At 37.4% G+C, this 21,707-nt stretch carries 22 protein-coding genes and 3 tRNA genes; 13 read left to right on the forward strand and 12 right to left on the reverse strand.

Annotated features, from left to right (window positions below):
• The first annotated feature begins 69 nt into the window (after nt 1-69).
• From IPO46_03240 to rsmG, 3 genes are all read left to right on the forward strand, one after another.
• On the forward strand, nt 70-1,977 hold the full coding sequence (locus IPO46_03240; protein QQS63627.1) for a S9 family peptidase: 1,908 nt from the start codon (nt 70-72) through the stop codon (nt 1,975-1,977).
• 86 nt (nt 1,978-2,063) lie between these two features.
• Entirely contained in the window at nt 2,064-3,200 is a 1,137-nt protein-coding gene (locus IPO46_03245) for a glycosyltransferase (protein QQS63628.1), read from the forward strand.
• Entirely contained in the window at nt 3,200-3,838 is a 639-nt protein-coding gene (gene rsmG / locus IPO46_03250; GenBank protein QQS63629.1) for a 16S rRNA (guanine(527)-N(7))-methyltransferase RsmG, read from the forward strand. The genes IPO46_03245 and rsmG overlap by 1 nt, the downstream gene beginning before the upstream one ends.
• Nucleotides 3,839-3,861: 23 nt before the next feature.
• Here the strand turns inward: rsmG and IPO46_03255 are convergent, their stop codons facing one another.
• Both IPO46_03255 and IPO46_03260 read right to left on the reverse strand, forming a co-directional pair.
• Complete coding sequence (locus IPO46_03255) at nt 3,862-4,062, reverse strand: hypothetical protein (GenBank protein ID QQS63630.1); 201 nt, start codon at nt 4,060-4,062, stop codon at nt 3,862-3,864.
• A 144-nt stretch (nt 4,063-4,206) separates the two neighbouring features.
• On the reverse strand, nt 4,207-6,366 hold the full coding sequence (locus tag IPO46_03260) for a S46 family peptidase (protein ID QQS63631.1): 2,160 nt from the start codon (nt 6,364-6,366) through the stop codon (nt 4,207-4,209).
• Nucleotides 6,367-6,492: 126 nt separating this feature from the next.
• Here IPO46_03260 and IPO46_03265 point away from each other — a divergent pair, with 126 nt between their 5' ends.
• On the forward strand, nt 6,493-7,446 hold the full coding sequence (locus IPO46_03265; protein ID QQS63632.1) for a hypothetical protein: 954 nt from the start codon (nt 6,493-6,495) through the stop codon (nt 7,444-7,446).
• Here the strand turns inward: IPO46_03265 and IPO46_03270 are convergent, their stop codons facing one another.
• The 8 genes from IPO46_03270 to IPO46_03305 all read right to left on the reverse strand — a co-directional run bounded on the left by IPO46_03270 (nt 7,447) and on the right by IPO46_03305 (nt 12,926).
• A complete protein-coding gene (locus IPO46_03270) occupies nt 7,447-7,959 on the reverse strand; it encodes a DUF1905 domain-containing protein (GenBank protein QQS63633.1) in 513 nt (170 codons plus the stop codon). It abuts the gene before it with no gap.
• A 4-nt stretch (nt 7,960-7,963) separates the two neighbouring features.
• Nucleotides 7,964-9,223 carry a HAMP domain-containing histidine kinase gene (locus tag IPO46_03275; protein QQS63634.1) on the reverse strand — a complete coding sequence of 420 codons (1,260 nt, stop codon included), beginning with the start codon at nt 9,221-9,223 and terminating at the stop codon, nt 7,964-7,966.
• Nucleotides 9,191-9,276: transfer RNA gene (locus IPO46_03280), tRNA-Leu, on the reverse strand. Before IPO46_03280 ends, IPO46_03275 begins: the two co-directional genes overlap by 33 nt.
• 57 nt (nt 9,277-9,333) lie before the next feature.
• Nucleotides 9,334-9,409 (reverse strand) — tRNA-Gly (locus tag IPO46_03285).
• A gap of 170 nt (nt 9,410-9,579) precedes the next feature.
• Entirely contained in the window at nt 9,580-9,789 is a 210-nt protein-coding gene (locus tag IPO46_03290; protein QQS63635.1) for a hypothetical protein, read from the reverse strand.
• Between the two features lie 46 nt (nt 9,790-9,835).
• Complete coding sequence (locus IPO46_03295; GenBank protein ID QQS64307.1) at nt 9,836-10,879, reverse strand: glycosyltransferase family 2 protein; 1,044 nt, start codon at nt 10,877-10,879, stop codon at nt 9,836-9,838.
• 100 nt (nt 10,880-10,979) lie between these two features.
• Nucleotides 10,980-11,735, reverse strand: coding sequence for a hypothetical protein (locus IPO46_03300; GenBank protein ID QQS63636.1), 756 nt, complete (start codon nt 11,733-11,735; stop codon nt 10,980-10,982).
• A 93-nt stretch (nt 11,736-11,828) separates the two neighbouring features.
• A complete protein-coding gene (locus tag IPO46_03305; GenBank protein QQS63637.1) occupies nt 11,829-12,926 on the reverse strand; it encodes a Nif3-like dinuclear metal center hexameric protein in 1,098 nt (365 codons plus the stop codon).
• Nucleotides 12,927-13,171: 245 nt separating this feature from the next.
• Here IPO46_03305 and IPO46_03310 point away from each other — a divergent pair, with 245 nt between their 5' ends.
• The 4 genes from IPO46_03310 to dnaJ all read left to right on the forward strand — a co-directional run bounded on the left by IPO46_03310 (nt 13,172) and on the right by dnaJ (nt 16,338).
• A complete protein-coding gene (locus IPO46_03310; GenBank protein QQS63638.1) occupies nt 13,172-13,657 on the forward strand; it encodes a hypothetical protein in 486 nt (161 codons plus the stop codon).
• Between the two features lie 473 nt (nt 13,658-14,130).
• Nucleotides 14,131-14,478: a T9SS type A sorting domain-containing protein gene (locus IPO46_03315; protein ID QQS63639.1), complete on the forward strand. Its 348-nt coding sequence runs from the start codon at nt 14,131-14,133 to the stop codon at nt 14,476-14,478.
• Between the two features lie 128 nt (nt 14,479-14,606).
• Complete coding sequence (locus tag IPO46_03320) at nt 14,607-15,152, forward strand: nucleotide exchange factor GrpE (protein QQS64308.1); 546 nt, start codon at nt 14,607-14,609, stop codon at nt 15,150-15,152.
• Between the two features lie 34 nt (nt 15,153-15,186).
• On the forward strand, nt 15,187-16,338 hold the full coding sequence (dnaJ, locus tag IPO46_03325; GenBank protein QQS63640.1) for a molecular chaperone DnaJ: 1,152 nt from the start codon (nt 15,187-15,189) through the stop codon (nt 16,336-16,338).
• Here the strand turns inward: dnaJ and IPO46_03330 are convergent.
• A complete protein-coding gene (locus IPO46_03330; GenBank protein ID QQS63641.1) occupies nt 16,335-16,685 on the reverse strand; it encodes a hypothetical protein in 351 nt (116 codons plus the stop codon). The two genes, dnaJ and IPO46_03330, sit on opposite strands and share 4 nt — an antisense overlap.
• Nucleotides 16,686-16,743: 58 nt before the next feature.
• On the opposite strand from IPO46_03330, the gene IPO46_03335 reads away from it, so the two are divergent.
• The 3 genes from IPO46_03335 to IPO46_03345 are packed head-to-tail and all read left to right on the forward strand — an operon-like array spanning nt 16,744 to nt 19,241.
• Nucleotides 16,744-17,652, forward strand: coding sequence for a hypothetical protein (locus tag IPO46_03335; protein QQS63642.1), 909 nt, complete (start codon nt 16,744-16,746; stop codon nt 17,650-17,652).
• A 15-nt stretch (nt 17,653-17,667) separates the two neighbouring features.
• A complete protein-coding gene (locus IPO46_03340; GenBank protein ID QQS63643.1) occupies nt 17,668-18,339 on the forward strand; it encodes a lysoplasmalogenase in 672 nt (223 codons plus the stop codon).
• Nucleotides 18,340-18,356: 17 nt separating this feature from the next.
• The gene (locus IPO46_03345; protein QQS63644.1) at nt 18,357-19,241 is read left to right on the forward strand and encodes a J domain-containing protein; all 885 of its coding nucleotides are present in this window, start codon (nt 18,357-18,359) and stop codon (nt 19,239-19,241) included.
• Between the two features lie 78 nt (nt 19,242-19,319).
• Here IPO46_03345 and IPO46_03350 read toward each other — a convergent pair whose 3' ends face one another.
• The gene (locus tag IPO46_03350) at nt 19,320-20,657 is read right to left on the reverse strand and encodes an OmpA family protein (protein QQS63645.1); all 1,338 of its coding nucleotides are present in this window, start codon (nt 20,655-20,657) and stop codon (nt 19,320-19,322) included.
• A 224-nt stretch (nt 20,658-20,881) separates the two neighbouring features.
• Between IPO46_03350 and IPO46_03355 the strand changes: the two genes are divergently transcribed.
• Nucleotides 20,882-20,955 (forward strand) — tRNA-Arg (locus IPO46_03355).
• A 65-nt stretch (nt 20,956-21,020) separates the two neighbouring features.
• A complete protein-coding gene (gene ung / locus IPO46_03360; protein QQS63646.1) occupies nt 21,021-21,704 on the forward strand; it encodes a uracil-DNA glycosylase in 684 nt (227 codons plus the stop codon).
• Nucleotides 21,705-21,707: the final 3 nt, after the last annotated feature.

A 21,707-nucleotide genomic window follows, 5' to 3' on the forward strand; every position in this document is an offset into this window, starting at 1 on the left:
TTTTATAAGGATGCGCTAATATTATTTGCCATTAAAGCAATATGCTTAACTTTAAAAAAATATTTTTTTATGAACCGCTTGCTCTTTTTTTTATTGCTTTTTTCTTTTTCTGTTGCCAATGCACAAGAGGTAATGACACCCGAATTACTTTGGAAACTAGGCAGGGTTTCTGCAATGGGCATTTCCAAAGATAAAAAGTGGGTAGTGTACAGCGTAAGCACGCCAAATGTAGAAACCAACAAAAGTAGCCGTAAAACTTACCGGGTACCCGTTACCGGTGGAACTGCAGAAATAATTACTCATCTCGATTCGTTGCTTGCCAACAAAAATATTTCTCCCGATGGAAAATATCGCATCAGCAACAAAGAAGTGAAAGTTAAAAATATTTTAGGCTCCGATTATTACCCGCAACTCACAAAATCAAATGTATATATATTCGATAACCTTGCTTACCGTCATTGGGATACCTGGGAAGATGGAAATTTTGACCATGTATTTATTGCCCCAACCCAAAATGCAAAAGAGGAAAAGGATATTATGCCCAATGAACCTTACGATTGCCCTCAAAAACCTTTTGGCGGAGATGAAGATTATATCTGGAGCCCCGATAGCAGGCAGGTAATTTATGTAACCAAAAAAAAATATGGTAAAGACTATGCTGTAAGTACCAATACCGATTTATATGCTTATGATGTTGCCACCGGTATTACCCAAAATTTAACGGCAGAAATGAAAGGCTACGACCTCAATCCTGCATACAGTAAAGATGGCGTATTGGCATGGCTGAGTATGGAAAGAGATGGCTATGAAGCCGATAAACAGGATATTGTAACTATGGCCAATGGCATAAAAATGAACCTCACCAGGTTTAGGGACGATTTACATGTAAACAGTTTTTCCTGGAGCAACGATGGAAAATTTATTTATTTTATTGCAGCAGTAAACGGCACTACGCAACTTTTTGAACTAAAATACCCGGGCAAAACAAAAATGCTGCCGCTTATACGGCAAATTACTCATGGCGATTTTGATGTTACCAATATTATAGGCCAGGCAGGAAGCACGCTTGTTGTAGGCCGTACCGACATGAACCATGCCTCTGAAATATATACAGTAGATATTGCTAAAGGCAACATGCAACAATTAACTACAGTAAATAATGATGTATATGCAAAAATTGGGTTGAGCAAAACAGAAAGAAGAATGATGACCACTTCAGATGGAAAACAAATGCTGGTATGGGTTATTTATCCTCCGGGTTTTGATACTACAAAAAAATACCCTACGTTACTTTATTGCCAGGGTGGGCCACAATCTGCACTCACCCAGTTTTATTCCTTCAGGTGGAACTTTCAGTTAATGGCTGCAAATGGCTATATTGTAGTTGCGCCCAACAGAAGGGGAATGCCCGGTCATGGAACTACCTGGAACGAAAAAATTAGCAAAGACTGGGGCGGGCAGGTAATGCAGGATTACCTTACTGCAATTGACGAAATGAGCAAAGAAAAATTTGTAGATAAAAACCGGTTGGGTGCAGTGGGTGCAAGCTATGGCGGTTATTCCATTTTTTATTTAGCCGGCATCCATAACAACCGTTTTAAAACTTTTATAGCACACGATGGTGTTTTTGACCTTAAAAGCATGTATGGCACTACCGAAGAACTTTGGTTTGTAAACTGGGATATGGGCGGGCCTTATTGGGACAAACACAATAAAGAAGCCCAAAACTCATACGATAATTTTAACCCAAGCAACCTGGTAGAGAAATGGAACACACCAATTTTAATTTACCAGGGCGGCAAAGATTACAGGGTGCCCATTGAACAAGGCCTGGAGGCTTTTCAGGCAGCACAATTAAAAGGTATAAAAAGTAAACTGGTTTACCTGCCCGACGAAAACCACTGGGTTTTACAGGCGCAGAATGCACAAGTATGGCAGGCAGAGTTTTATAAATGGCTGGCTGAAACCCTAAAATAAGGCCGGTGGTGAATGAACCGTAAACAGTTTTTTATTTTTCTGAATTTTTATTTTCAGCAAGCTTAATATCGGCTTATTTTTGCTTTATGGATTTACCAAAACTGCTGCAACATAACTGGCAGCTGATACTGTTTATTGCTTTTTGTATTATCGCCTTTATTCAAATTTTTTACTACTTGTTTTTTTTTATTAGGCTGGCTTTTTATCAAAACAAAAAAAAAGATGTTTCACAAACCCATGCTGTATCGGTAATTGTATGTGCAAGGGACGAAGCGCAAAATATTACCCTTAACCTCCCGGGCATACTCGTACAGCAATACAACAGCACCCATGAAGTAGTAGTGGTAAACGACAATTCTTATGATGAAAGCAAATACATTTTGGAAGAATTGCGCAAACAGTTCCGGCAATTGCATATAATTGAACTTACCCAGGAAGCTAAAATGATACCGGGCAAAAAATTCCCTTTGAGCATAGGCATCAAATCGGCAAAACATGAAATTTTATTGCTTACCGATGCAGATTGCGTACCGGCAACAGAGTATTGGATACAAAGTATGCAGGATGCCTACCGGCCCGAAACAGAAATTATACTGGGCTATGGCGCCTATCAAAAACTACCCGGCATATTAAATAAGCTCATACGCTGGGAAACTTTTCATACTGCCTTACAATACATGAGTTATGCATTGGCTGGCATTCCTTATATGGGTGTAGGCAGGAACCTCTCATATAAACGCAGTGTATTTTTCAGGCATAAAGGTTTTTCGTCTTATAACAGCATTCCCGGTGGAGATGATGACTTGTTTATTAATATGGCAGCAACGGCAAAAAACACAAGGATTAATACCGATAAACAAAGCTTTACCTTAAGCAAACCTGCCCAAAGCTGGAAACAATGGAAAGCCCAAAAAAGCAGGCACTATACCACATCAAAATATTATAAAGCAAAGCACAAGTTTTTGTTATCGCATTATGCCATTTCGCAAATACTGTATTACCCTTTATTGGTTGCGAGTTGTATTTTTTATAACTGGCAAATTAGCCTTTGTATTTTTTCATTTAGGTACTTGCTGCAATTTTTAATTTTTTATCGCAGTACCAAAAAGCTCAATGAACACGACCTGCTCCCCTGGTTTTGGTTATTTGATATATGGATGTTTTTTTATTACCTTATATTTTCCACTTCTCTTTTTAAAAAACCTGCACAAACCTGGAAATAATGGATAGTGGCATATTGCAAAAATATTTTTCTGAATTTTCACTGTCGCAATTACAACAGTATGCACTGCTCAAGCATTTGTATGAGGACTGGAACAGTAAAATAAATGTAATAAGCCGCAAGGATATGGATAATTTTTATGTGCACCATGTGCTCCACTCCCTGGCTATTGCAACTCAATTTAATTTTACCCAGGATATGAAAGTGATGGACCTCGGCACTGGTGGTGGTTTTCCTGGGGTGCCGCTGGCAATATTTTTTCCCGGCGCAAGGTTTCAACTGGTAGACAGCATCAATAAAAAACTAAAAGTAATAAATGAGGTTACAGAGGCAACAGGAATTAAAAATATCATTACTACGCATTCAAGAGCTGAAGATTTTAAGGATAATAATTTTGATGTAGTGGTTTCCCGTGCCGTAGCACCTCTTAAAGATTTATGGAAATGGAGTAAACCTTTACTCAAAAAAAATAAAGAAAAAGGTAACAATGTACCCAATGGTCTCATTTGCCTAAAAGGCGGCGACCTTTCCCGTGAAATTCATGAAAGTCAATGCAGGCCTTATATATGGGAACTGGAAAAAATTTTTGAGGAAGATTTTTTTCGGGGAAAATATATGTTGTATATACCGATTCGTTAAAAATAAATTTACTCAAAAAAATATTACTCCCTTGTTATTTTTTGCTGGCTCCCCGGTTTTGTAAGCAGGGAAATATCAGTTTTGGCGCCTTGCAAATCTTCGGCTGAAATTTGATGATTGAAATTGAATAAGTGCTCGTCTATTTTCTTCTTGGTCTCCTGGTCAACATAGGCTTCGCTAAATTGAAATTTTCGTGTACCATGCTGGTATCCTTTTTTGGGCATAATAATCTTTTTTATCCTGAACAATTGTTCGAACTACTTACATAATATTTTGTAAGTAAGATTTTGCTCCTTAAAATTAAAAGTTTAATAATTTGTAAACAACAAAATTCAATTACCCCAAAAATAAATGTGAACAAATTGTCCTTAACGTGCTTTTACAAGGCTCATTTCTTTAATGAGATGAGTTGCCCCGGCATACTTGTCAACAATAAAAAGAACATATCGTATATCCACCATAATATTCCGGCAAATAGAAGCGTCATAATTAATATCACTCATGGTTCCTTCCCAAACCCTGTCAAAATTTAACCCTATTAAATTGCCGTATGCATCCAGCACAGGACTGCCGGAATTTCCGCCTGTGGTGTGGTTGCTGGCAATAAAGCATACTGGCATAACGCCGTTGTGACCATATATTCCGTAATCTTTAGTTGCATACAGTTGCCGGAGTTTTTCGGGTACATCAAATTCATAATCTCCGGGTACATACTTTTGCATTAAACCATCCAATGTGGAATAATAATTATAATAAACCCCATCCCTTGGATTATACCCTTTTACCTGGCCATAGGTAACCCTTAAAGTGCTGTTGGCATCGGGGTAAAATTTTTTTTCTTTCATTACCTCCAACTGTCCTTTTGTATAAAGCCTTTGAAATTTATTGATCTGTGCCTGGTATTCGTTTAATTTCTGTTGCACATTTTGTTGATAAGTAACTTGTAAACTTTTAAAAAGGTTAATAGCATCAAATTTGCCTATTTGTGCAATTGCTTCTTCTGCGGGTTTAGCAAAAAGGGCATTCAGGCTGTCTCTGTTATATAAATTTTGCTGGCTGTACACTCTGTTGGTAAATGCAGCATAGCTTCCATCGGTAGTTTCCAATTCATGTAAAAGCTGAGGAGCCACAAAATTTTTATCCTGCCTTTTGGCATATATTTCAATAAGGGTTTCAAAAATTTTTTTATCCACCTGTACATCATATTCGTCCAGCAAATCATTAATAGAAGTTTGCACCTGCTTTAAACGGCTTGCATATACTGCTTCACCTTTACTATGGGCAGTAACCAAACTGTTTAACTGCATACCAATGGCATACAATTCTATTTTACTGAATAGCTCATTATAGTAATCCCTTCCCAGGCCAAAGGGTTCCATATTTTTATATGCTTCTGCCAGGTTTTGCAACACATTACCGTATTGCTGCTTCAAGCCGGCATTGGCATTTACCCTTTGCTGAAAAATATTTTCGTAATTTTTCTTTTTTAAAAAAGCGTTGGTTTTTGTAAGGCCCAATACTTCTCCCTGCCATTTTTTATAGGCATTTTGAATGGAAGCATACTTAGCAGCATACTTAATTTTAAGAGCTTCATCTTTTCTCATATAACCGTCAATAATCAACAGTGCTTTGTCCCTAATGGCAATTTTTGCAGGGTCGTTTACCGTTCTAATTTGTTCAACGGCAATTGCAGGCAGGTATTCCATGGTTCTTCCCGGAAAACCAAATACCATGGTAAAATCGTTTTCTTTGATTCCCTTTAATGAAATTTTTAAAGATTTTTTTGGGGAATAAGGAATATTGTCTGCAGCATACTCAGCCGGTTTATTTTCTTTGGAAGCATAAATGCGAAACATTGAAAAATCACCAGTGTGCCTTGGCCACATCCAGTTATCGGTATCTTTACCAAAATTGCCAATAGCAGATGGCGGTGCACCCACCAATCGAATATCCCGGTAAGTTTCTGTTACAAAAAGATAATATTGGTTGCCTTCAAAAAAACCTCGGATAAAAGCATCCTGAGTTGCCTCTTTTTGTACATCTTTTATGGCTCCTGCTATATTTTTATCAATTAGTGATTGCCTTTCTTTTTCGTCCATATTGTTGTTTACGCCTTTCATTACGGTATTGCTCACATCATCTATACGCACAATAAAAGTTACAAAAAGCCCTTTATTGGGTAATTCACCAGCATTATCTTTTGCCCAAAACCCATCCCTAAGATAATTTTTTTCTAAAGAGGTATGGTTTTGTATAGCATCAAAACCGCAATGGTGATTGGTGAGTATAAGCCCTTTTGAAGAGATTACTTCGGCAGTGCAAAAACCACCCAGGCTTACAATGGCATCTTTTAAACTGCCTTTGTTGATGCTGTAAATATCAGCTGCGCTTATTTTCATCCCCAGGCTTTTCATGCGGCTTTCATTAAGCTTTTGCAAAAGCTGAGGTAACCACATGCCTTCATCTGCCCTTGAAGAAAAGGAGGCAGTAAAAATAAATATCAAAAGGAAAAAAGTAATTTTTTTCATATAACCGGGAATTTTGTTAAAGATACATATAAATTGATGCGTCAATAGACCGCAAATGTAAAAAAAACCTGCACCTATTTTGGATAGTTTTAACTTTACCTGTTATATTTTTATAGCATGAAAAAAATGAGGTACATAAAAAATGTTTTACTGTTCCTTTTTACGGTATTGGTATCCCCGGCAATTGCGCAAAATTTTGCAAGTGTTGATAGCGCTGTAAAACAGTTTGGTAGCATGAGCGATAAAAATGTAGCTACAATTGCCCAAACTATTACACTCGCTTTTCCTGAAAAAATTAGTAAAGCCCGTGCTATTTATTATTGGATTGCAAAAAATATTGCCCTTGACCCCAAAGCCACCCGGAGCAATGACCAGAAAAACAGCGACCCTGTGAAAGTTATTGAACTCCGAAAAGCAACGCCACTTGGCTTTTCTTTACTGTTTCAGGAAATGTGCAGCCAGGCAGGTATCCGGTGCCTTTCGGTAGATGGGTACAGCAAAAATTTTGCAGGAGAAATTAACGACCCGGCAGATGAAATGAACCACTCCTGGAACGTAGTGCAACTTGGCCAAAGTAAAGATGAATGGTATTATGTAGATGCTGCCAAAGCAGCCGGCTTCCTCGATAAAAAGCAATCTATTTTTACGCCACAATTTTGCAGCGCTTACTTTTTTGCGGATAAAAATTTGTTTAACCTGGGCAATTACCCCGATAATGGCGCATGGCAACTCGGCCCGGGGCCAAAAAGCCTGAAAGATTTTTATGCTTTGCCTGTAATTGGCTCCGCTGCTTTTGAGCTGGGTATTCAAAAACCGGCTCCTGCTATCGGGATGCTGAAATCGAAATTAGGAGGGAAAATTAATTTTACGATTTTGCAAAATGGAAAAAAAGAAATTACAAAACTGGAAATACTTGCAGGTGAAGAAAGAAAAAAACCAAAACCTATGCTGGTTAAATTCTCTTCGGCAGAAGCGGGCATGCAATTTACTTACACCTGTAAAACCGAAGGCGAATATCCATTAATAATTTTAGCAGATGGCAGGGAAATACTAGCTTATAAACTGGTAGTGGAAGAATAATTATTTTTTACCTGCCTGCTGCGACTGTATCATCTCCGAATAATTCATTTTTTGGGCAAGTGTACTCACCGCAAGGGCAATACGTTTTATTTTTGTAGGTTCTGTTTTTGCACTTTCAATCCATTTGGAATAATATTTTTGATGCGATTTGGGCATGGCATTAAATTGTTTTAAGGCTTCCGGTTCATCGGCCAGGCAATCGAGTAAAAGCGAATTTATTTTTATTTCTTCTTTATCTAACTGTAAAACCACTTGTATTTTATCTCCGTTTTTTTTGTTGAGGGTTTTTCGCATTGCGCCATTTACCGGAAGAATATAATTACCATCACCTATGGGCAAAAGGGATGATTGCCGAATTTCCATTTTATCAATTTTTCCTTTTACCCTAAAAGATTTTTTTGTTGCTGGTGCAATTTTATGGGCAAGGGCTGCGGGTATATTAAAATAGGTCCAGCCGGTTTTTTCTCCCATTTTACCAAACTTTAATAACCTAGTTTCAAAAGCCAGCTTCATCTCATTATTTTTTTAATACAATCCTAAATGTGGTTCCTTTGCCCGGCTCGCTGTGCTTTACATACAATTCACCTTTATGGTATTGCTCTATAATGCGTTTACTTAATGAAAGGCCAAGGCCCCAACCCCGCATTTTTGTAGTAAAGCCCGGTTTAAAAACTTTTGCTGCGTTAGCCTTGCTTATACCTTTACCACTATCCTTTACATCAATTATTACCTGTGAAATTTCATTTTTAATTTCAATATCAATTTTTCCATGGCCATCCATGGCATCCAGGGCATTTTTCAATAAATTTTCTATCACCCAGTCAAATAGTGGCGCATTAATCATTGCCGGTATATGGGTTTGCTGATGCACATTAAGCGAAAAATTTACTTTTTCCGGTGTTCTTCTTTTAATATAAGCAATCATACTTTCTACCTGCTTCACCAGGTTTTCTTCTTCAAGGTGCGGTGTGCTTCCTATTTTTCCAAACCTGTCGCTAACCAATTTAAGCCTTTCTACATCTTTGCTCATTTCTAAAGCAATTTTTTCGTTACCGTTTGACTCTTTGAGCATTTCTACCCAACCCTGCAAAGAACTTAACGGGGTGCCAAGCTGATGGGCAGTTTCTTTTGCCATGCCTGCCCATACCTGGTTTTGTGTACTTTTATTACGGGTTTGAATAGCATATAAAATCACACCAATAAACAAGGAAACCACAAGTAATTGAACCAGGGGAAAATAACGGATTTGCTTTAACAATTTTGACTGGCCATAATAAACAAAATTATTTTGCTTTGTGTTAAAAGGGTTTTTCCATATTATGGGTTTATTAATGTTTTTAAACTCACGTAGTTTTTTATTTATATAAGAAGGGTCTTTGGAAATTGATGCGCTATCTAAATTTTGATGATCCAGGATGCTGTCTTTTTCAGTAACAACAATTATAGGTATGTCTTTACTGTTTTCAATTAATATCCTCCCGGTTAAATTGGTTTGCACCATATTTGAACCTACTTCCTTAACAGCTTCAACCCATTGTTCAATTTTTCTTCTTTCATCCAGCGCTATTTTTTTTGCCAAAAAATCAGATAAATATAAACTTGCCACAACAATGGCTATGGCTGCAGCAGCAAGCCCAATTCTCCAGTTAAAAAGTTGAGAAAACATTAAATAAAAATAAGCAATAAAAAGGAAGCGAATAATAATGACGGAAACAAAAAAGCGGCATATGCCGCTTAAATTTTGTGCCCCGGAACGGAGTTGAACCGTTACGGCCATTGCTGACCACAGGATTTTAAGTCCTGCGTGTCTACCAATTCCACCACCGGGGCAATAAGGTAATTTATCCTGTCTCAAAAAAAAACCTCCGCCAAATAGGCCGGAGGAAATGGAGCGGAAGACCGGGCTCGAACCGGCCACCCCGACCTTGGCAAGGTCGTGCTCTACCAAATGAGCTACTTCCGCATACTTTATAAAAAAGAACTTTTGCAAATTTTAATAACCAGCCAGCACAACCTTGGTCTCGGCTCAGCCGAGATGCTCTACCAAATGAGCTACTTCCGTATACTTTATAAAAAGAATTCTTCCTTTTTTTCGGAGTGCAAATTTACAGCTTGAATCCGAATGAAAAAATTTTATTTGTATTTCGGATTGTAAAGGGTATTTTCGGGAACTTTTACATCTGGATGCTTATATCGATGGGTATACAAATTATAACAACCTCCCAAAACCAGAGCTATAAACAAAAAAACCTGGGCAAACCAAATAAATCTTGATGTGGATACCCAATTGTGTTTAAGATCGAGATTGGCATTATCAATAATTTCTTTTTCTGTTTGTGCCATTTTTATATATTTTTTCGTAGCAAAAATAAGGTTTCAAATCAATAATTTATGAATTATTTCCTACAATTTCTGCAAAGGCTTTTTTCTTTTTAATAAAATATTCCCATATCAATAACCCTTTATAAACTCCATGTAAACCTGTCAGTCGTTTTGGGGTAAATTTATTTTTCTTTTTTTTGCCAATGAGCCAGCCATAGAAATACATGTGGGCTTTAATTACTGCCATAAAATAACCGGCATCTGCACTTACTAATTCCCTGCAGGCGGCAATACCATCCAATACCAAACGCACAGGTATTTTCCAAATTTTTTCAGAAACAGGCAGGTTTTTATACAGCATAACCAGGTTGTTTCTATAATTGAGATAAACTTTTCTACTGTTTCCACTGGGCAAAGTGCCGCCCCCAATATGATACACTACTGACGCTGGCTGTACAAAAACAGCATAACCTGCCAGTTGCATTCGCCAGCATAAATCTATTTCTTCCTGGTGGGCAAAAAAACTTTCATCAAAACCCGCTAATTGTTTAAACACTTCTGTTCTTACAAACATTGCGGTTCCAGTTGCCCAAAAACAGGGTGATGCATTATTATATTGACCATTATCTGTTTCGCAACAATCAAAAACCCTTCCCCTGGAAAAAGGGTAACCCATGCTATCTATCCATCCGCCGGCAGCGCCTGCATACTCAAAATATTTTTTTTGTTTAAAGCTTAAAATCTTTGGCTGGCATGCTGCTATCTTTTTATTGGCCTCCATAATTGCAATTACCGGCTCAATCCATTGCTCAGTTACCTCCACATCGCTGTTAAGCAATATGCAATACTCACTGTTTACTTGTTGCAATGCTTTATTGTACCCACTGGCAAACCCTTCATTGGCTGCGTTTTCAATTAGTCTTACACCAGGATAGTGGTTACGCAAAAATAATACTGAATCATCCGTAGAAGCATTATCGGCAACAATTACCGTTTTATTTTCATAACTGCTTTTGAGTACAATGGGTAAAAATTTTTCCAGGTAAGCTTTACCATTCCAGTTTAAAATTACAATGGCTACAGTTGGAAAATATTTTTCGTTGCTATGCATCATGTTGGTTGCAAACCTACATTAAAGTTATTTAATTTATTAAACAGCATATCATTAAAAAGCCCCGCAAATTGCAGGGCCATAAGTAGTTTATAAAAAATTATTTTAAAGCTACGCCTTCATTCAGCTCGTCATCCACCAAAATACGGCCGCAGTTTTCACATACCATAATTTTTTTACGCAATTTAATTTCACTTTGTTTTTGTGGTGGAATAGAATGGAAACAACCACCACAGGCATCCCTTTCTACGGGCACCACGGCCAATCCATTGCGGTAATTTTGGCGGATGCGGTCATAGCTCATCAATAGCCTGGGCTCTACATCTTCCCTTGCCGCCTGTATGTTTTTATCAAAATGCTTTTCTTCTTTTTCTGTTTCAGCAATAATTTTTTCCAGCTCACCTTTTTTAGCCGCAAGGTTAGATTCTTTGGCGCCAACGGCTTTTTTGGCCAATTCCAGTTGCCGGGCTTTATCCGCTATTTCTTCCGTAGCATCCTTAATATGTTTTTCACAAAGTTTTTCCTGGAGTTGCTGCATTTCAATTTCTTTATTGATGGCTTCAAACTCTCGGTTGTTTTTTACGTTATCGCTTTGCTTCTCGTATTTTTTAATCAGCGCCTGCGCTTCTTTAATTTCATCTTTCTTTTGCTCAATAAATTCGTTGATGCCGTTAATTTCTTCTTCTACCCTTACCTGCCTTGCATGCAAACCTTCAATTTCATCTTCAAGGTCTTTCACTTCCATCGGGAGCTCCCCCTTTAAAATTTGTATTTGGTCAAGCTTGCTGTCAATTTTTTGCAAGCGTACAAGAGAGATTAATTTTTCTTCAATTGAAAAATCTGCAACTTTTGCCATAGAAATTTTTTTGTTTTTTTGTAACGGGCATTTGTACTTCCATCAACCACGGTTGTGTCACTCACTTGTACTGTTATTAATCCTATTCAGCCATTAGAGCAAGTACCGCACCGGGTTGCTGTTAAGCGCCGTTTTTTGGACGGCAAAGGTAGGAAAATTTAGCTTTAAAACCTCAAAAAGAAGTTCAATTGTATATTGCTCGCTTTCATAATGGCCTATATCGGCTAAAACCAGTTTATCGTCGGCATCAAAAAATTCGTGGTATTTTATATCAGAAGTAATAAATATATCTGCATCGCAAGCAATTGCATGTCCGGTTAAAAAACTACCTGCGCCGCCACAAATAGCAATTTTTCTTACTTTTTTCTTTAAAATACGGCTATGTTTCACCACAGGAACCTTAAAAATCTTTTTCAAATTTGCCAAAAAAACGGTGGTTTCTACCGGTTTTCTTAATGTTCCCACAATACCGCTGCCCGTTTGCTGGCAAGCATTTGTTAATGAATAAATATCAAAAGCCACTTCTTCGTAAGGATGTGCTTTTTTCATGGCCTTTACAATTTGTGCAGCAAGCCATTCCGGAAAAATTACTTCTACCCTGCTCTCCGGCTCAATATGCCTTTCCGTGGCTTTGCCTGCAAATGGATTAGAGGTTTCATTACCCTTAAAACTTCCCATGCCATCTACACAAAAGCTACATTCACTGTAGTTACCAATATTCCCTGCACCTGCTGCAAACAGGGCTTCCATAAGTTTTTGCTTATGGGCATGAGGTACAAAAACAGCCAACTTTTGTAAAATTCCTGTTTTGGGAGCCAAAATTTTACGGTTTTGCAAATTCAGCTTATCTGCAATACGGTCATTTACGCCATTTAATACATTATCCAGGTTGGTATGTATGGCATAAATTGCTACATCATTTTTAATAGCAGCAATTACTGCATTTTCTACATAATTTTTTCCATTTAACTTTTTAATACCTCGAAATATAATGGGATGGTGGGCCACAATTAAATTTGCCCCTTTTTTTACGGCTTCTTTTACAATTGCTTCAGTGGCATCCAGGCAAAGCAGCACTCCGCTACATGGCCAATTTGCATTGCCGGTAATAAGCCCGGCATTGTCATAACCTTCCTGTAATGCAAGTGGAGCAAAGGTTTCTAATGGCTTAATAATTTCTCCTATACTCATAGTTATACTTTTGCCTTATAAAACTAACTAAACTATTTCCTCCAAAGGCAAGCTACCTTCAATATTCTGTAATATTTTTATTTTTTTATGAAAAAACACGATAATTTAGTTCGGAAAAAAAGCTATATAATTACAAGCATCATTTTGCATGCCGATACTGTCTTATGCAACAACATATTGCCAGGTACAACGTTATACCTATCAAAAGTTGCTAAAAGATGGATGCTCAAAACAACGAAATTCACATGCCACACAAAAGCATTTTTATAAAAGTTTTTTTTAAATGGCGCTTTGCTGTTGCAATTGCTACGGCTATTTTAATCCTGTTCTTATTTAGTTGTAAAAAAATTGTAGAAGATACCCAAATGGATATTGCCCAGCAATATTTCAAAAACAATATCCTCAACAGCGATTTTGTTATTGACTCCGCTTACAATAATGGTATTGATGTTACAGCAAGGTTTGCCGGTTTTAAAATTAAATTATTGGAAGGCGCAGACCTTGCAAGCGGCCCAATTACGGCCAAAAAAGCCGACAGTACAATAAATGGCACCTGGCTGGCTACAGAACAATACGGCAAGCTTACTGTAAATTTTATTAGCCCACCTACAGGCTTTGATTTTTTTAACCGCAGCTGGCGCTTTTTAGAAAAAAACCTGCCCATAATGAAACTTGCCCCATGGGGAATGCCCGACCCTGCCGTTACCAGGCTTTATATGAGAAGGCTCTAAACATTTTTTTTGTGGATAAAATGAAATCACTCATAAAAATATTTTCACTTTTTAGCCGTTCTATATAATAATTTTTATACCCGGAAATAACCATAGAAAAACACCGCTTAACCAACTTCTACTTATTTCCTGATACATATTTTTTTAATGCAAGAATACATATTAATATATGTTTTATATATATTTATAATTATTTGAAAATAAGTGCACTTAAGGTAAAATTTTGTTTTTATGGATTGTTTGGATAACGGAGGCCCTGCTGCAGAGCAGGGCTCTCTGTTTTTAATACTATCTCATTTATATTTGAATATTTTTTTATATTTATTTGCCAAAAAAAATTAAGAAATAATTATATATTATTGTATTGCAAATACTATCTTAAATAACAATAAGAGAAACCATTTGGAGTTAAGTATTTAGCCATAATTATTTAAATTTGCTGTTATCGGAATATTTATTACTTTTAAGTGAAATTGAAACGTTTAGTATATATATTAATTTTTACAATAGGACTTAGTTTTACATCATTTGCACAAAACAGGAGTATTGATACAGATCCTGTAAATATGCAGCAAAAAATGATAAAGACTTATCCTAACCCTGCTTCTGTAGTTATCAACTTCAGCTTTCAACATAGCTATGATAAGTCCTATACCATAGAGATTTACAACTTTATAGGTAAAAAAGTACAGGAATTTAAAAACCCCCCTTCTCAATTAAAAGTAAACCTCGATAATTTTTATCGTGGGGTTTATATTTACCAGTTACGGGATAAATTCGGCTCCATAATAGAGTCTGGAAAATTCCAGGTAATTAAATAATTATTTCCCTTTACTATTTTAGTGCCATTTTGACTGCCAAAAATGTATTGGCAGAATGTTTGTCTGCTTACCTTTGCAGCCATTAAAAAATTAGCATCATGAAGGATAACCATACGAAACATGAATCAATGAAGGATAACAAAAATTCAGAGATAGAAATAGACATTAATTCCGATGCGGAATTACCCGGTAAAACGCATCTCAATAACCCGTTAAAAGAAGATGATTCGGAATTAGCAACATTAACTGCTGAACTGGAAACACAAAAAGACAAATACTTGCGTTTATTTGCAGAATTTGACAATTATAAACGCCGTACCGCCAAAGAAAGAATTGAGCTTATACAAACAGCGGGCAAAGATATAATTGTAAATCTGCTGGAAATTTTAGATGATATGGACCGTGGCGAAAAGCAAATGGAAATTCAAACGGATGCAGAAAAAGTAGCAGAAGGCAACCAACTCATTTTTGCTAAACTAAAATCTCTTTTACAGCAAAAAGGTTTAAAAGAAATGCCAAGCATCCACAGCAATTTTGATGTAGAAAAACATGAAGCGGTTTCGCAAATTAATGCAGGTGAAGAAATGAAGGGAAAAGTAGTGGATGTACTTCAAAAAGGCTATTATCTTAACGATAAGCTCATCCGCTTTGCAAAAGTTGTAGTAGGCAATTAACCATCACCCAATATTAAAAAAACTCCCATTTACTTTGAAGAGAGATTATTACGAAATATTAGGTGTAGCAAAAAACGCATCTGCCGAAGAAGTTAAAAAAGCATACCGCAAAGTGGCCATGCAATTTCATCCGGACAGGAACCCCGGCAATAAAGAAGCAGAAGACAAATTTAAAGAAGCAGCAGAAGCATACGAGGTATTGAATGATGCGGACAAGAGATCGCAATACGACCGTTTTGGCCACAATGCATTTGGCAATGGCAGGGGCAACGGCTATGGTAGTGGCGGAATGAATATGGACGATATCTTCAGCCAGTTTGGGGATATTTTTGGCGACAGTGGCTTTGGAAGTTTTTTTGGGGGCAACTCAGGAAGATCCCGCCGTGGCAGCGGCTCCCGTGGCACTAATTTAAGGGTAAAATTAAAATTGACTTTTGAAGAAATTGCCAAAGGCGCCAGTAAAACCATTAAAGTAAAAAAGAATATATTATGCACTAACTGCGGAGGTAGTGGTGCAAAAGACAAATCCAGCGTACAAACCTGTGGCAGTTGTAATGGCTCGGGCCAGGTACGCCGTGTACAAAATACTTTTTTAGGGCAGGTACAAACGGTAACTACATGCCCTACCTGCAATGGAGAAGGCTCCACAATAATAAATAAGTGTACCGCATGCCGTGGAGAAGGCCGTGTTTATGGCGAAGAAACGGTAAATATGGATATACCTGCAGGCGTAAGTGAAGGAATGCAGCTGAGCATTTCGGGCAAAGGTAATGCCGGTGAAAGGGGCGGTAGCCCAGGCGACCTTTTAGTACAAATAGAAGAAGAACCACACCCGCAATTACAAAGAGATGGACTAAATGTTGCTTTTGAACTTTACTTAACTTTTCCCGATGCAGTTTTTGGCACCACCGTAGAAGTACCCACCATTGATGGCAGAGCCAAAATAAAAATACCACCCGGAACCCAAGGCGGTAAAATATTCCGTTTAAAAGGGAAAGGTTTTCCACAGGTACAGGGTTATGAAAAAGGCGACCAGTTAATACATGTAAGTATTTGGACCCCACAACAAGTTACACAGGAAGAAAAATCCATGCTTGAAAAAATGCAGGGCTCTAAAAACTTTGAACCACACCCGGAAAAAACAGAGAAATCTTTTTTTGATAAGGTGAGGGAAATGTTCAGCTAATACTGGTTTTGTTTACCGGTAAATTCATCTTCCATTTCCTTTTTTTTCAGGAGTTGCTGGTATACCTGTTCATTCATTTCCCAGTTGAAATGCATCCGAAAAAAAGCCATAAAAATCATGGCTATAAACAGTGCAATTACCGTTACTACTACCGATCCAAAACTGGGTGCTAATTTTGCATACCAGTCGGGAAAAAACAAATACACAACTATCAACAATATAATAACCGGCACACAAAAAAGAGTGGCCATAGGTAAACCCCTTGCAATTTTGCTTTGCAAACTGCTGTAAGGGAGTCTTCGGTCTTTCCAATATTCAATAAAACTCAGTTCCTTATCTGATAACATAGTGTAAAATTAAGGATAGCTTTACTATCTTAGCAAATGTTTAATTTAATTATCTAAAATGAAAATAGAAAATCTGGTTGTACAATACCTATATGAAGCAAAATCCGTAACGCTTGAAAATATTGGTACATTTCAATTATCACCTGAAGTAGACCTTTTACCCGAAAATGATCCGGTTTCACTTCCGCCTAATGCTATCAATTTTGTGTATAACAGCAATGCTGCGCAAGATGCAGGCCTTTTGGATTTTATTGTAAAGCATACCCGAAAAATAAAACCCCTGGCAAGTTCCGATTTGGAATCTTACTCCATATTAACCCGCCAATTTTTAAATATTGGAAAACCTTTAATTATTCCCGGCCTGGGCAGTTTATACAAAACACAGCAAGGTGCCTATGCTTTTTTACAAGGAGATGCCTTGAACCCAAAGCTGGAGTTATCTTCCCCTGCCAGCCAGTTAAAAGAAAAAGAATCTGCAGAAGTCAATTTTTCCACGTCACCCAAAAAAACCAGCAGCAATTCTAAAAAATGGCTTGCCGGTCTTATTACCCTTTTAGTATGCGGTGCTGCTGCCGTTGCTTATTATTTTTACGACCAAAATAAAAGTAAACACACAGAAGAACAAAATGCAAAGGCAGCCGATTCTATTGCCGTAGAAAAAGAAAGGGCAAAACTTTTTACTGATAGTGTTGCCGCAAAACAAAAAGCCGACTCTCTACAACTATTAACCCAAAAAACAACAGACAGCTTTACTTTTAAAGTAGTGATTAGGGAATATAACAACAAAGTTATAGCAGAAAAAGCGCTGCAGCGTTATACAAACTTTGGCCATAAAGTAATGATGTACCAGGTAGACTCTACAAAATATAAACTGTACATACCTTTTAAAAACAATTTAGCCGATACCAGCAGGGCAAAAGATTCTCTGCGCAAATTTTTTGATGCAAAAACCTATGTTGAATTTTAAACCTAAGTTTATGGTATGAAATATGTTTTTTTGAGATATGGAAAAATTCTCTTTTTGTTTTTGGCCATTACCGATTTACTTTTCATAGCCTTTCAAAAAGATTTTTTAAGGCTATTTACCAAGCCTTTGCTCATGCTGGTTCTTGCCGTATATGTGATGTATTTACCGGCAGCAAAAAACAAAAATACATGGTTAATTATTAGCGGTTTACTTTTTGCTGCAGCAGGCGATACTTTGCTCATGTTTGAAAATTCAAACGCCAATATGTTTATTTTTGGTTTAGCAAGTTTCTTAATTACCCATTTGCTTTATATCCTTTATTTTATAAAAATCCCACAAGTCAAACCAACTCTTTTAAAACAAAGCCCAATTATTGGATTGTTACTGCTCGCTTATATTATTAACTTTATTTTTTGCCTGTACCCTCATTTGGGGCCATTAAAAGTTCCTGTAATTATTTATACTTTTGTAATTGGCAGTATGTTTTTGTTTAGCATTCATGCCTATAATAGCCTGGATAAAAAAATTGGGTTTAGGTTTGTGTTAGGTGCATTGCTGTTTGTATTGTCAGATAGCCTGCTGGCTTACAGTAAGTTTATGACAACATTTCCGTTACATGGCCTTGCTATTATGGCTACCTACTGCATAGCACAATATTTGATAGCAGAAGCTATGGAGTATTCGTAAATAAAATACCCGGTAAGATGGAATATATTGATTACTATAAAATTCTTGCTGTTTCCAAAACTGCCAGTGCAGAAGATATAAAGAAAGCTTACCGAAAGCTTGCCCGGCAATACCACCCCGATGTAAATCCCAATAATACAGAAGCCAACAGGAAATTTCAACAGATAAATGAAGCCAATGAAGTTTTAAGCGACCCTGCCAAACGAAAAAAATATGATACCTACGGCAAAGACTGGCAACATAGTGATGCCTTTGAAAAAGCACGGCAACAACATGCTGGGAGCCGAAGAAGAGGTTTTGATGATTATGAATTTACCGGCAATTTTGAAAATGGTGATTTCTCCGACTTTTTTTCTTCTTTATTTGGAAATGGAAGGAAACAAGGCCGTAGCAAAATGAAGGGACAGGATATACAAGCCACTTTACAACTCAACCTAAGCGATGTATTTACTACCAACAAACAAACCTTTTCCATCAATGGCAAAAATATCCGCATTAGCGTTCCGGCAGGTGTGGAAGATGGCCAAAAAATTAAGCTCACCGGACAAGGTGGAAGTGGATTAAGTAATGGCCCTGCAGGCGATTTATATATAACATTTCACATTTTAAACAACACAGCTTTTCAGCGCAAAGGGAACGATTTGTATGTAAATAAAGACATCAACCTTTATACCGCTGTTTTGGGTGGCTCCATAACATTAGATACGCTTCATGGAAAAGTGAAGTTAAAAATAAATGCTGGCACACAGAATAACAGTATAATGCGGTTAAAAGGCAAAGGGTTCCCTATTTACAAATCCGAAGAGTATTTTGGCGACCTATATGTAACTTTTAATGTAACTGTACCCACAAATCTTAACGAGAAACAACAACAGTTATTTACTGAGTTATCCCAATTATAAACCACAATCTATTAAAGATATGGAACATAAAAAAACCTCCGGTAATTCCGGAGGTTTTTATTTATAGAAATCCTATTATTAATAGTTTCTAGCTGTCATTTCTGTTCTGCGGTTTTTAGCACGGCCTGCTGCTGTAGCGTTATCAGCAACGGGTTTTGTTTCACCATAACCTGTAGAAGTAAGCCTGCTATCTGCAACTCCTTTGCTTACTAAGTAATCTTTTACAGCTTTTGCCCTGTTTTCAGACAATACCTGGTTTTTATCATCAGCACCTTGAGCATCGGTATGTCCATCTATATCAAGGAACAGGCTTTCATCTGCTTTAAGAATATTAACCACTTCGTTCAATGATTTATAAGATTTAGGCATCAACTTAAAGCTACCTGAATTAAAGAATACATTTTTAGCAGCAAAGTTTATTTTTTCAATAACTTCTTTTGCAATTACCGGACAACCTGCATTTTCCGGAACACCAGGTTTAGTTGGGCATTTATCTTCTTCATCGTTTATGCCATCACCGTCAGTATCGGGTATTGGGCAACCCTGGTAGCGGGCAACACCTTTTACTGCAGGGCATTTATCTTCTTCATCGTTAATGCCATCACCATCAGTATCGGGTATTGGGCATCCCTGGTATTTTGCAATACCGGCTACATCCGGGCATTTATCATCAGCATCGGCAATACCGTCGCCATCTTTATCGGGGCAACCCTGTAAAGAAGCTAAACCGGGAACATCAGGACATTTATCATCAGCATCGGCAATACCATCATTATCACGGTCTAAAACTACTGGTGGAGGTGGAGGAGCCACTTCTGCAGGTTTTTCAGGACCAAAATTTTGGAGGAAACCTAATGAATAAAACATATTGTCCTTCATTACATCTTTAGTAAGCGTAAAGCGGTATTGCATTTGCAACATGATATAAGACATGCTGTTAAAGTTTACCTGGATACCGCCACCGGCTGGAACGTAAGCTCCAAAATCACCGGTATAATATCCTGCGCCAATACCAGTTGTAAGGAAAGGAGCAAATAAGTTATTATCTTTTATGGGGCGAAAATTAAGGCTGGGTTCCAGTTCCAGGCCAAATTCTTTAAAATTACCTGATTCGTTACGCATTGCAGCATACTCTGCAAAAATGGAACTTAATTTTCCTGAGAAATCTATTGTAGGAGTTATTCCTTTCCAATAAGATAGTGAAAATCCATGAGCCATATCTTTCAATTTGGCAAAGTTCCGTGGAGTTACACCCTGGCTTTTAAAAGTTACGGGAGTAGTAAAATCAGCAGCACTAAAATGGATACCAAAAAGTGCCGGCTTCTTTTCTGAACGGAAATTACTTTTCGAATTCTGCGCCAATGCGGCAAAAGAAAACAGAACCGAGATAAATGCTAACGCAAGTTTTTGTTTCATAAACGCTAAGTTTTAATTTAAATGCGCCAAAGGGCGACTTAGTTGTTTTTTATGGTTAAGATGTGGCAAAGGTAATGCCTAAAACTGAACCAATCGAACAAATTTTTAACAAATATATAGGTTTAAATTATTATTATAAATAATTATTTATTCGTATATATTTACCTTTGCCGAAAAACTAACCTGCAAATATAATGGGTATGCTATATTTGCAGCCCAAAATTGGTCTGGTAGCTCAGTTGGATAGAGCAACAGCCTTCTAAGCTGTGGGTCATTGGTTCGAATCCAATCCAGATCACTAAGTTTTTTGATATTAATTAATCTGAATTGTACTTCGAATGAAAAATTAATGCTTCAATAAATATGCAAGTACAAATTCACCCTTCGTGGAAAAAAATATTAAAAGAAGAATTTGACAAAGATTATTTTGGCGAACTGGTATATTTCCTCAAAACCGAAAAGCAAGCCGGTATAAATATTTATCCTCCGGGCACGCTCATTTTTAATGCCTTTAACCAAACTCCTTTTGACAAAGTTAAGATTGTTATCCTTGGTCAGGATCCTTACCATGGCCCCGGCCAGGCACATGGCCTAAGTTTTTCTGTTCCTAATACCGTAGCGCCACCACCTTCGCTGGTAAATATTTTTAAAGAAATGGAAAAAGACCTGGGTTTAAAGATGCCCATAGGTTATGGCAACCTTACATCCTGGGCAAACCAGGGTGTACTGCTCCTCAATGCAGCGCTTACAGTTAGGTGCGGCGAACCTTTTAGCCACGCCAAAATAGGTTGGGCGCAATTTACTGATGCGGTAATTCAAAAAATTTCCGATAGCAAAGAAAATATTGTGTTTATCCTTTGGGGAAGGTTTGCCCAGGAAAAACAAATATTAATTGATGAAACCAAACATTTTATTTTGAAGGCAGCACACCCTTCTCCCTTTTCGGCAGACAGGGGTTTTTACGGATGCCGGCATTTTTCTAAAGCCAATGAATTACTAGTAAAAAATGGAATTGAACCTGTGGACTGGGCCTTATTAAGCCCTTAATTT

It is taken from the genome of Chitinophagaceae bacterium (assembly GCA_016699815.1).
Classification (GTDB): Bacteria; Bacteroidota; Bacteroidia; order Chitinophagales; family Chitinophagaceae; genus Ferruginibacter.